The 11,271-nt window shown below is 67.2% G+C and carries 7 protein-coding genes and 1 pseudogene; 4 read left to right on the top strand and 4 right to left on the bottom strand.

What is annotated here, in order from left to right:
- Positions 1 to 57 precede the first annotated feature (57 nt).
- From ACFY1E_RS44360 to ACFY1E_RS44345, 4 genes are all read left to right on the top strand, one after another.
- Positions 58 to 489 (top strand): hypothetical protein, encoded by a 432-nt coding sequence (locus tag ACFY1E_RS44360; RefSeq protein WP_389087332.1) that lies wholly within the window; start codon positions 58 to 60, stop codon positions 487 to 489.
- A gap of 6 nt (positions 490 to 495) precedes the next feature.
- Entirely contained in the window at positions 496 to 4,371 is a 3,876-nt protein-coding gene (locus ACFY1E_RS44355; protein WP_389087329.1) for an AAA domain-containing protein, read from the top strand.
- Positions 4,372 to 5,285: 914 nt separating this feature from the next.
- Positions 5,286 to 5,909, top strand: coding sequence for a hypothetical protein (locus ACFY1E_RS44350; RefSeq protein WP_389087327.1), 624 nt, complete (start codon positions 5,286 to 5,288; stop codon positions 5,907 to 5,909).
- Between the two features lie 559 nt (positions 5,910 to 6,468).
- On the top strand, positions 6,469 to 8,460 hold the full coding sequence (locus tag ACFY1E_RS44345) for a serine/threonine protein kinase (RefSeq protein WP_389087325.1): 1,992 nt from the start codon (positions 6,469 to 6,471) through the stop codon (positions 8,458 to 8,460).
- A 196-nt stretch (positions 8,461 to 8,656) separates the two neighbouring features.
- Here ACFY1E_RS44345 and ACFY1E_RS44340 read toward each other — a convergent pair whose 3' ends face one another.
- The 4 genes and pseudogenes from ACFY1E_RS44340 to ACFY1E_RS44325 all read right to left on the bottom strand — a co-directional run bounded on the left by ACFY1E_RS44340 (position 8,657) and on the right by ACFY1E_RS44325 (position 11,186).
- Positions 8,657 to 9,361, bottom strand: coding sequence for a hypothetical protein (locus ACFY1E_RS44340; protein ID WP_389087322.1), 705 nt, complete (start codon positions 9,359 to 9,361; stop codon positions 8,657 to 8,659).
- Positions 9,362 to 9,965: 604 nt separating this feature from the next.
- Complete coding sequence (locus ACFY1E_RS44335; protein WP_389087418.1) at positions 9,966 to 10,658, bottom strand: IS3 family transposase; 693 nt, start codon at positions 10,656 to 10,658, stop codon at positions 9,966 to 9,968.
- Positions 10,591 to 10,803, bottom strand: a pseudogene (locus ACFY1E_RS44330) (IS3 family transposase); the annotation flags it as partial. The pseudogene ACFY1E_RS44330 and the gene ACFY1E_RS44335, both read right to left, overlap by 68 nt.
- 92 nt (positions 10,804 to 10,895) lie before the next feature.
- Positions 10,896 to 11,186 carry a transposase gene (locus ACFY1E_RS44325; RefSeq protein ID WP_389087320.1) on the bottom strand — a complete coding sequence of 97 codons (291 nt, stop codon included), beginning with the start codon at positions 11,184 to 11,186 and terminating at the stop codon, positions 10,896 to 10,898.
- Positions 11,187 to 11,271: the final 85 nt, after the last annotated feature.

Raw genomic sequence — 11,271 nt, 5'->3', positions numbered from 1 at the left:
CCCGTCAGGTACTTTCCCTAGGCATCTGAGGCGACAGCTGACAGCGCAGGGGGACGCGTGAGCAACGACGACAAAGGCCTGCCGCGCCTGTTGATCTCTGTGATCGACGAGGATCCGTTACGGGCTCGCAGCGACGCCCGCGAACTGCTGACCGAGGTCTCAGACACAGATCCGACGGCCTCCCTGCGCTTGCCCTCGGCCAGCGCCTCGGTGCGCACCGACAAGGGCGGCGACGTCTCGGAGGTCGTCGGCCTGGTCCTGAGTGCCGGCTCGTTTGCAGCCGCCTGCATCCAGGTATGGCTGGCCAAGATCCCTCAGCGCACCATCATCGCGACCCGTCCCGACGGGTCCACCCTGCGCATCACAGGCCGTGAGGCACGTGAGGACGACGCACGCCTCGAACGGTTCCTGGCCGAGCGATCCCTGCCGCCGGACGGGAGCACCGCCCACGACGCGCCGGGCCAGGACGACACGTCCACGGCGGACTGACCGAGAGTGCAAAACAACGACCGCTACGCCCTGTTGATCGGCGTCTCCGCGTACGACAGCGAGCACTATCACGACCTTCCGGCGGTCCGTGCCGATCTGCACTACATGCAGGCTGTTCTGCAGAGCACGGAGATCGGCCAGTACAACGACTGCGAGATGGTGCCGGAGCCGACGCGTGCGGAAATGTTGCACGCCATCGAGTCGTTCCTCGAAGAGCGCCAGCAAAGTGAGAGTGCCCTGCTGTACTTCAGCGGGCACGGGGAGTTCTGCGAGGCCGACAACCAGTTGTACTTCCTGACCCGCGACAGCGACCCGGCCGATCTTCCCCGTACGGCGGTGTCGGCGGAGTTCCTGGAGCGGACTCTGCAGTCCTGCCGCGCCGCGTCCAAGATCGTGCTGCTGGACTGCTGTGCCAGCGGTTCCGTTGTCCAGGGCTGGCATGCCAAGGGCCGGAAGGGTGCGGAATCGGACGAGGCGGAGCGCAGCACCCTGTTGCATCCCACTGGCGTCTACTTCATCACCGCCTCGGACGCGCTGCAGGCCGCCTCCGCCATGGCTCCCGAAGGATCGACGCTGGGTACTTCGCGATTCACCGGTGAGATCGTCGAAGGACTGCGGAACGGACGGATCAAGGACAGCGGCTGGATATCGCCGGAGGATCTCTTCGAGTATCTGACCGCGCAGATGGTGCGCAAGGGGGTGCCGGAGGAGCAATGCCCGACCAAGTCCACCATCCGCGCCACCCACACGCTGTACTTCGCCCGGTCCGTGGCCCGCCCGGTCCATCTGCCCGCTCCGCCGCATGAACCGCCCCCGCCGTCGGCGGCTCACCTCAAAGCTCGCGAGCGGGTTGCGGCTGACCGTGAGAACGCCAACGACTGGCAGCGCCTGCTGCGCTACTACGCGCAGTGCCTGAGCGCCCAGGCCGCGGCGAGCATGCTGCCCGACCGGCGGGCGGGACGGAACTCGCAGTACTTCCTGATAGATGAGGGACCCGAGACCGTTCAATCCGGTCTGAGCCCAGTACTGCCGGCTCCCAGTAACCTGCCTGGTGCGCACGGATCAGGCGGCACCACGGTAAAGAATGGCTCAGGGCGCGCCGCCGATCAGCACGAGTACTGGTACGGGTATCCCGCCATCACGCTCCCTTCCCGCGGCGAGGGCAGCCGGCGCACGGACGTGGGCATCGCCCCGCTGCTGATTCAGCAAATGGAGCTGGCTCCGGACGAGAGCGGCCGCGCGGTGCTCCGCCCGAGCGGGGTACCGTCCTTGCACACCAAGCTGGTGACCGAGCTTCTCTCCGAGGACGAGGCCGCCCAGCTCCTGGCCCGTTGGCAGCCGACATGGCAGCACGGCAACGACGCACAGATGATCAAAGCCATACGGGAGTTGCTCGACGTCCTGGGACTTCCGGAGCTTGAACCGCTCGACGCCTCCGCCTTGAGTGCGGACTCGGTGCACGAGGCCCTGCGTCCCGGCGCGCACAACGCTGCCGTGCTCCTGGCCCCGTCGAGCGTGGAACGGTTCGCCACCGATGGCGTCGTGGAGAATCTCCTGGCCATCTCCACCCGCACGGACGAGATGCCCGGTACCGCACTGGACGCACTCCTGAACGGCAGCGCCCCCGTGCCTACAACGGATCCCGTTCTCGTTGTGTCGGCAGGACCCTCCAACGAGAGTCAGGAGCAGGTAGTCGTCTCCGCGATGACGCGGCCGCTGACCGTAGCCACCGGTCCGCCCGGAACGGGAAAAAGTGAGGTCGTCACCTCGGTGGTGGCCACCTGCCTCGCGGCAGGTGAGTCGGTTCTGGTGGCGTCTACCAACAACGAAGCGGTGAACGTCGTCGCCCAGCGCTGCGACGACATCGCTCCTGGCCTGCTGATGCGTACCGGCAACGTCGAGGCCTTGGTCAAGGAGGCCGAGAAGCTAGAGCAACTGCTGTCCGCACCGCCCGCCCAGCCCGGGCGCAGCTCCGCTACCGTGGCGGGTGAACTGCGCAACCTCCGCTCGCGCGCGGCCGCGCTGCGCGACCAGGCCGGACGGCAGGTCGAGGGTGAGGTGCGGCTGGCCCGAGTGCTGTCGCAGCGCGCCGAGGTGGCCGGCAAAGTCGAGCTTCCGGTGCCGCTCCTGTCACGGTTGTGGCAATCCGGCGACCTCTCGGCGCTGGCCCGCTGGGAAATGAGGGCCCGCCGGGCGGCAACGGTGGGCGGCTGGCGGGGGCGCTGGCGCCGGTCGCGTGCCATGAAGACGTTCGTCGCGGCTGCCGGCACCGATGCAGCGCTGCAACTGCCGTCATGGGTGGGGGAACGGCCCGTTGCGTCGGACCTGCTCGACGACCTGGCGGATCTGACCGGCCTGGAGCGCCAGGTGCGTGATCTCACGCCGGCTCAGCTCGCCTACGACGAGGAAACCGTGCGCCAGGCCCGCTCAGACTGCGCCACGACACGGGTCCAGCTGTCCACAGAGCTGTGCGAGGCCGTGTCGGCGGAGGTGCTTGAGCGCGGGCGATCGCTGCTGGACCAACGGCTTCAGACGTTGCGTCAGCGCAAAGGGACCCAGCGAAGCCAGCTGAACCTGCTGCGCCACCTCAAAGGGTGGGCGATCACCACCCATGCAGTGCGCCAGCTGAGGTCTGATCCGAAACTCTTCGACCTGGTCGTCATCGACGAGGCCAGCCAGTGCTCCATCGCGGCGGTCCTGCCCCTGCTGTTCCGCGCCCGCAGGGCCCTGATCATCGGGGACCCGATGCAGCTGACGCACATCCCCGGCATCTCGCCGGAGCAGGAACGCCAGGCCCGCACCAGGGCGGGGCTGAGCGCGGCCTGGCTGGAGGACCGGCGCCTCGCCTACCACGTCCACTCCTCCTACCACGCCGCCGCGCAGAACGGCGAGAGTGCGCTGCTGCTCGACGAGCACTACCGTTGCCACCCGGAAATCGCCGACATCGTCAACGGCCATTGCTACTCCGGCGCGCTGGAGATCATGACCGACGTGCGCAGGCAGGTACCCGCCGTCGATCTCATGGACACCGGGAAAGTGACCCCTGTACTGGCCTGGGCGAATGTACCCTCCGGCGAGTCGGCACGCGGCCCGGGAGGAAAGTCCTGGCGCAACCCGTCCGAGGCTGCCGCTGTCGCCGACATCGTCCGGGCGTTGCTTCGCCGCCTGCCCGAGAGCGCGACCGTGGGCGTGGTGACACCGTTCCGCGCGCAGAAGGACGCCCTGGAGAGCATGATCGGCAGCGACCGGGTCCGGGTGGGAACGGTGCACGCCTTCCAGGGCGGTCAGCGCGATGTGATGATCCTCAGCCCGGTAGCCACCGCCAACACTCCGCAACGCACGGCCCACTGGGTGTCCAGCCAGGTCAACCTCTGGAACGTCGCGATCACGCGCGCCAAATCCCAGTTGATCACGGTGGGCAACCACGTCTACTGGCAACAGGAGACTGGGCTCCCCCATCTGCTCTCCTCACGCTCACTCCTGTGGGACCCGGCACAGACCATCAGCATGCAGCCAACTCCCGTGCCGGAGCCTCGCCTCCGGCAGGACCGGCACCGCAGAGATCTCACCGACACCGTGCAACAGGTCCTTGCCGCACGCGGTGTTGTCGAGCTGGAACGCGATGCGATGGTCGGTGGACAGCGCATCGACCTGCTGCTCACCGCGGCCGAAGGCAACACCGCGGTAGTCGTCGACACCGGCCCCGAGCCGGACCGTGATCCGGCACGACACCTTCGGCTCGTACACGACCGGGCCGGTCTGCTCGTCGGGCTTCCCTCAGGCGGCCGGGGTGCGAAGGCCGGTCCAGTCACACACGTGGTACGTATTCCCGCCTGGCGCATCCTCGCCGGCCCCAACGCACTGGCGCCACTGTTCGACTGAATGACCGATCGGCCACCGGTGGTCGACCGGGACATCCGACGTGGGGAGGGCAGTCGTGGCAAGCACTCCGAAGACTGAAGAGGTCCTGAACAGTCTCAGGCAGCAGATATCCGTAGCGGTTCACTCGACGCAGGAGCTCGTGGGCAAGGTGGACGAGGCTGCCGCCGACAAGGAACGGGAGCGCCGCGAGACGTTCGAAAAGCGGCAGGACGAGGGCAAGACCAAGACGGGAGACACCTACGAGCCCCTGCGACGCAAACCAGGCCTGCGCCCGCTCCCCGGCACGGAGGTCGGCCCGTCCGTCACGTTGACGTTCTGGGACGTCCTGCACCATCTGGGCCGCGGGCTGGCACTGTCCCAGCGCGGTGCATCACGCGGACTGGCCGAGCACTGGGGCAGCCTGAAGTACTGCCAGGCTCTCAGCGCCCATACCAAGACCCAGCTCGCCCTGTCGCATGAGGGCAACCTGCTCGGCCTGTCCGACGAGGGCAAACGGATCGCCATGTACTACAAGGCGCTGCAGTCAGAGGAGTTGGGACACGCCTTCGCACTGGCCGTAAGCGAACAGATCCTCACGCGCCGCTATCCGGACCACAGCATCTCCATCGTCCGTGCCGACACTGCCCTACGGGCCGGCTGGACGCTGACCAGTCGCGACAAGGACAAGACAAAGACCGTCGGCTACCCCTACCGCCCGCAATTCTTCGCCGAGGTCTGGAAGCCAGGCGAGTCCTCGCGCGTCATCCCCATCGCCTGCAAGGGCAACCACAGCGACCGGCAGAAAGCATACGAACAGCTCGCCTCCGCAGCCGTCCACGCCGACGGAGTGCACATCGGAGCCTGGAACGAAACCCCGGCCCTGCTGTTCAGCACGGAGATCGCCTTGACCGACCCACTCACTGTCCACGTCCTGCATGTCGACGGCCCCTGGCGGCTGGTTGCACATCCCCGACGGAACCCCCGCCACCGACATCGGCCTGGACCTAGGCAGCAAGAACCCGGATATCGGCATCCTCAAACCAGGACAAGGCAAAGACCCCGACTCATCCGAGCCTGGATGCCAAGTCGGCCCCAAAGACCCCAAGGACTACGCGTGGTTCCAGCGTGTCCTGGCCCGCGTCGGAGCCGCCAGCCTGACAGCCTTCGCCGGGGACGGCGAATCCACCGCCGCCCTCCTCACCACCCGCCAGGGCAGCGACTTCTTCCAGGGCTTCGCCCACGCCGCCTCCGGCAGCGTCCAGGACCAGGACTACACCCTGCTGGGCGAGAAATTCGAGGGCACGGATCACGTCTTTCGGCTCAACGGCAACCGAGTACAGGCATTCTCCGGCGTCGCAGCCGACGTCCTCGATTCCCTCGTCACCAGGAAAGAGCCCAAACGGCAGGCCGATATAGCCGCCTACCGGCATCAGGTCCATGCGAGAAGGGCCAAGGAACATGGAACATTCTGGGACCACACCTGGGGCGGCGTTGTCTCGATCGGCCGGGACGGCACAGTGCTGGCCATGCGTCAGATCCCACCTTTCCGAGACGAGTAGTTCCTGCATGCGTGCAACCAGCTACCGGCCCAATGGGGCCGGTAGCGGTGATGTCCCTCATCGGACACGGTCGTGGTCGCTAAATGACCTTGCGGCGGCGAGACGATGTCCGAAACTGTGTGGGAGCGCGAGCGTGAGGTAATCAAGGTGTCGCTGCGTCCACGTCTGCCAGGTGAGGTTTCGGTCCAGACCGCCGGGGTGGCCCGACTCGCGTCCGGAAGGGCTGCACTCACCGCCGCAGCCCCTCAACCTCAACAGAACCGATGCCTGGCTGCCGGGACCCACTCGCACCTTCCGCCTCAGCCCCCGGAGCCCCGCATAGACACCGTCGAATTCGCCAACGGTGTCCTCTGCAGCCATCTGCCCCGTAGCGGCGGACAGACTTCAACTGACAGCGACGCAGGCGATATACCATCCAGCCTCACACGCCTCCCCACACTGATCGATCGGACAAACGGTGAGCGCTGTTGGTTTCAGCGGGCGGATCCAGCCCGCTCGCCCCGGTGACCCTTCTCGTGTCGGCCCTTACCGCGTGGTCGGTCGGCTCGGTGCGGGCGGAATGGGAACCGTGTACGCCGCGCTCAGCGACAGCGGGGAGCGCGTAGCGGTGAAGGTGATCCATCCCGTTCAGGCCGACGGCCCTGAATTCCGGGCCCGCTTCCGCCGAGAGGTTCGGCTATCCGCCCGCGTCCAGGGCCCGTTTCTGCTGCCGCTCCTCGCAGCGGACCCCGATACCGAGGCCCCATGGCTGGCCACCGCCTACGCCCCGGGCCCCACCCTCGCCCAGCACCTGACCGCTCACGGCCCGCTGACCGGCGGCACCCTGTACGCCTTCGCCACCGGGACCGCGCAGGCCCTCGCGGCGATCCATGCCGCAGGTGTCGTGCACCGGGACGTCAAGCCGCAGAACGTACTGCTGACCCCGGCCGGGCCCCGCATGCTGGACTTCGGCATCGCGCACGCCGCCGACGGCACCAGCGTCACCCGGACCGGCATCCTGACCGGCACCCCGGGCTGGATCAGCCCCGAGCACTACCAAAGCGGCGTCACCGCAGCGGACGGCGACCTGTTCGCCTGGGGCGCACTCGTCGCCTACGCGGCAACCGGCCGCCTTCCCTTCGGCAGCGGCGCTCCCGAAGCGGTGGCCTACCGCGTCACCTCGGGCGAACCGGACCTGAACGGGATCCCCGAGACGCTCAAGGAGATCGTGGCACGAGCCCTCGCCAAGGATCCCGCCGAGCGTCCGGACGCCGCCGAGGCAGCCGAGGCCTGCGCACTGCTGCTGGCCGCCCAGTCCACCCAGATACGTGACAACCACACTGTGGCCGAAGCAGGCAATGCCCCCACGCTGATGGGGGAGTTGGTCACAGCACAGTGGTCCGTGCCCACCCCGGAGGAGTTCCCTTGGCCCCTGCCCGCCGCCCCTGAGAAATCCTCCCGGCGTCGAGCCCTAGCAGCGGTCCTGGTCACGGCAGCCGTCGTCGGCGCAACCGTGGGCGGAGTCATGGCCTTCCGACACGACGAGAGTCCTGACACCAGCGCTTCCGAGAACGCCCCCTCGGCGGCAGCCGCGAAAGATCGCGATCCCGGCACGAGAGCCGGCTCGACGCCCTCAACCGTGCCCGGCACCGACGTAACCGACCAGGCGGCATCCGACCCGCGCACGATTCCCGTCCCCACCGACCCGCTGGCCGGCGTGGCCAATCCCGCCTTCACCCGCTCGGACGACGAAACCCAGCCCGTCCCCGGCGAGTGGAGCGCCAGCCGGAACGCTGCCGGAGCGGCGGAAGTCAGCGCCGCAGCGGCGATCCGCGATCGGATGACGGCCATACTCGCCACCAAGGACATGTCCTTCATGACGCCCACGGTGACGTTCAACCGTCAGGCGCAGACCGTGATGGTGACCGGCGGTCCCATCTCCACCCTGACCGACGACTACAAGGAGGTCTTCCGCCGGGCCGGCGAGATGGCCGCCTGCATCACCCTCGCCCACCAGCTCAAGGACTCGCCGACCAGCTGGCCGTACGGTCGATTCTCCGCCTACTGGAAGGACTACGACGGCCAGAACGAGGCCACGATCCTCGGCTTCGGCAAAGCCACTGACGGCTGCTACACCGAGGAAGCCGGACAACGCCAGGGCACGGACGAAGGCATCGTCACCGCCCAGATACCCAGCAGCGACATGGACGAGATCCGCATCGCCGGCGGCACGGTCAAAGCGATCACAGCCGCCTGGAACACACGCGTTGCCGAGGGACACGGCCTGGAGCCCTTCGACCGCGACGACGCCATCACCCTCGGCTTCGACCCCGTCCAGAAGATGATGTACGTCTGGGCCCAGGACGGCTCGGGCGCCCTGGCCGGCCGCGCCCAACAGACGCACTTCCAGGACGTCGTCATCAAGACCGCCTGCCCCAGGCTGCTGGCCGAGTACAACTCCAACAAGCACTGGGATTACACCCACTGGGCCATCGCCGCCTACCAGGGAAACAGCGCATGGCCCCAGCTCTTCACCTCCGGCAACTGCCTTCCCACCGAAAACAGCCACTGACGTCCCCATCCTCACCGCCCCCCACGGTCGTTTGTCGCCGCGTGGCTGGAACCCACGACCCGGCGGCGGACTGCTACGTGGGGATCACCCAGCGGAGCGGTCCCGGGCTGACGCGCGAGGCCGCCCACGGACGCCCTCGCAATCACGGGCGGGCGTCTCCGAGGGCCCAACGGAGAGGCTCGGAAGGGTGGCCTGGTCAGATGCCGGGTCCCGCGTAGGCGTCACATGTGGCGGGAGTGCCGAGCGTGTTGAGGGTGGACTCGACGCGGATCTTCCCGGACGAGGGTACGAGGTCGGGGTATTCGGAGGATCCGCCGGTCACGTTGCGCTTCGCGTCGTAGCAGATGATCCCCACACGTGCGTCTTTCAGCGGCGTCGAGGTCGGGTTGTTGACCTCGAAGCTGCCGGTCGTATCGCCGTACTCACCCTTGCTGACGTGGACGGCGCTGGTCGGGATCTTGGGGAACGGTCTGGTGGAGAAGGTTCCCTCGTCTTCGACGAGGAGCGTGGCCTTGACCTTCGCAGCCTTCTCATTCGGCTTCACTTCGACCTGGGTCCCAACGACGAGCAACTGGTCAGGTCGGCTGAAGTTTTCAACCTGGCTTCCACTGCTGATGATCTTGCCGTTCGCGTCGAGGACGTTGAACTGTACGGTCACGGTCTGACCGACGTGTGGGGAGGTGTTGCGGACAAGGGAAGTAACCCACACGTACTCGTCCTGCTGACCGAAGCCGCTGGCGACGAGCTGACCGGACGGCCTGGCTGAAGGCGAGTTTGTCGTCTTTGCGGGACCGCCGCCCGTAACCTGCTCGATCACGTCGGGGGCTTTACCGCTGGCGCAGCCAGTCAGTGCCAGGACGCTCATCGCGGTGGCCAGGATCGCTGCGGTTCGGAAGTTCATGTGGCGCCTCGGTTGTCGGGAAGGCTGGTGTGCGTGGGCCGTTGGGGATGGGCGTTACCTTTGCTGGAGCCGCGCAGGCAGCGCCTTCGGGGAATCCCCCTTGGGTCCTGTGTCATTCGCTGCTGGCAACGAATGACACGACGGGCAACCTTTACTATGCCGCCGCAAGACGAGCCGTGAGCGCGCGGTCCGGCTTAGCCGTCCCCATCTGTGCAGCATATCCTGCGACTTGTCGGTGATTTTCGGGGCGGGCGTCTGCATCGGCTCGGTATCACTGCCGCTTGCGTAGTAGTCGACGGTGAGGGCGGTGCCACCGGCAGTGTCTCCTCAAGAGCTGCCCTTCGCCGTCGATACACCGGTGAAGCTCAGCCATGTCGGCCAGAAAATGGACCTCTGCGTGAAGATCGCCGGCTACCCCGGCGACGCAGAGCGTAAAGCGGTTGCAGACGATGGCGGCGTCTGTCGACGTGTCCGCGCGTGACCACACGCGCGAGTACCTGGTCGGACCGTTTGGTTATGAAGGCTGCGAGGCAACCGCAGTCGTGATCGAGGCGCAACTCTCTGGATCGATCCTGTCAATCCCCTGGTTGCGTAGAGACGTTGGTTATGCGGCCCGGCCTTCCTGATCGGTTCGGGCTCGCGCTTCCTGGATGATCCGTTCGAACTCGACAGGCGGTTTCCCATCGGCCGCGCTGTGGCGCCGCTTCGTGTTGTAGAAGTCCGCGATCCACGTGGCGGTCTTCAGCCTCGCCTCGGTGCGGGTGGCGAAGCGGTGCCGGTGGACGTACTCAACCTTGAGGACCGAGTGGAACGACTCCGCCGCGGCGTTGTCCAAGGCCGACCCGACCCTCCCCATCGACTGCACCACGCCCCAGCGGCCACACAGCTGCTGGAACGCCTCGGAGGTGTATTCGCTGCCGCGGTCGGCGTGGAAGATGACGCCGTCCACCTGGCCGCCTCTGGTCGCGATCGCCATCTGCAGGGCGGCGCTGACCAGCGCGGCATCGTGCCGCTCGCCCATCGCGTAACCCAGGGCACGGCGAGAGAAGGCGTCGTGGACGGAGGCGAGGTAGAGCTTGCCCTCGCCGGTGTCGATCTCCGTCATGTCGCCCCACCACAGCACGTCGGGCGCGACGGCGTCGAACTTGCGTCGTACCAGGTCAGGAGCAGTCCTCCGCTTGCCGGGGCGGGTGAGCGAGCGTCGTCGGCGAGGTGGCTTGCGGGCCCTGCAGGCCGAGCTCGGCCATGATCTCGGCGACGGTGTTCTGCGACACCTGCCAGCCCTCCTCCCACAGATCCAGCGTGATCCTCGGCGAGCCGTACGTCTGGCCCGAGCGATCGAAGAAGTAGCGGATCCTCTCGGTCAGCTCTGCGCGTCTGATCTCGCGTTTCGTCGGCTCGGACGGTCTGCGGCGCCACTTGTAAAACCACGCCTCCGACACGCCGAGCGCCCGGCAGGCGATGCGATACGGAATGTTCTCCCCGGTCTTGCAGTCGCTGATCGCCCCGACCACGGCGGCCGGGTCCGCCGCAGCTACTTCACCCACAAGACCATGCAGCGTTTGAGCACGTCACGCTCCATGACCAGCTCCTTGTTGTCCTTCTTCAGCTGGGCGTTCTCCCGCCGCAGCCGCGCGAGTTCCTCGCTCTCGTCGGCCGTCCCGGCCCCGCCGGCCCTGCGGGCCCGGGACACCCAGCTGGCCAGCGTGGTCTCGTTGATCCCGAGGTCTTTCGCGACCTGCGCGATCGGCTTGCCGGTCTCGGCGACGATCCGCACAGCCCCCTCACGGAACTCCGCGTCGAACTTACGTCTCTTGCCCGCCATGACTCCCAACTTCCCCTGCAGTCACGGTCTCTACGCTACGAGGGGAAGGTCAATCCACACCGCAAGTTGAGGACCAGGAACGCGT

This window comes from Streptomyces sp. NPDC001604 (assembly GCF_042893475.1).
Classification (GTDB): domain Bacteria; phylum Actinomycetota; class Actinomycetes; order Streptomycetales; family Streptomycetaceae; genus Streptomyces.
This window is presented reverse-complemented; position numbering and strand designations above follow the sequence as displayed.

Bases quoted from the DNA above. Each gene is read 5' to 3' on its own strand.
- ACFY1E_RS44340 (WP_389087322.1), bottom strand. From the start codon at position 9,361: ATGAACTTCCGAACCGCAGCGATCCTGGCCACCGCGATGAGCGTCCTG.
- ACFY1E_RS44345 (WP_389087325.1), top strand. From the start codon at position 6,469: ATGGGAACCGTGTACGCCGCGCTCAGCGACAGCGGGGAGCGCGTAGCG.
- ACFY1E_RS44350 (WP_389087327.1), top strand. From the start codon at position 5,286: ATGTCGACGGCCCCTGGCGGCTGGTTGCACATCCCCGACGGAACCCCC.
- ACFY1E_RS44325 (WP_389087320.1), bottom strand. From the start codon at position 11,186: ATGGCGGGCAAGAGACGTAAGTTCGACGCGGAGTTCCGTGAGGGGGCT.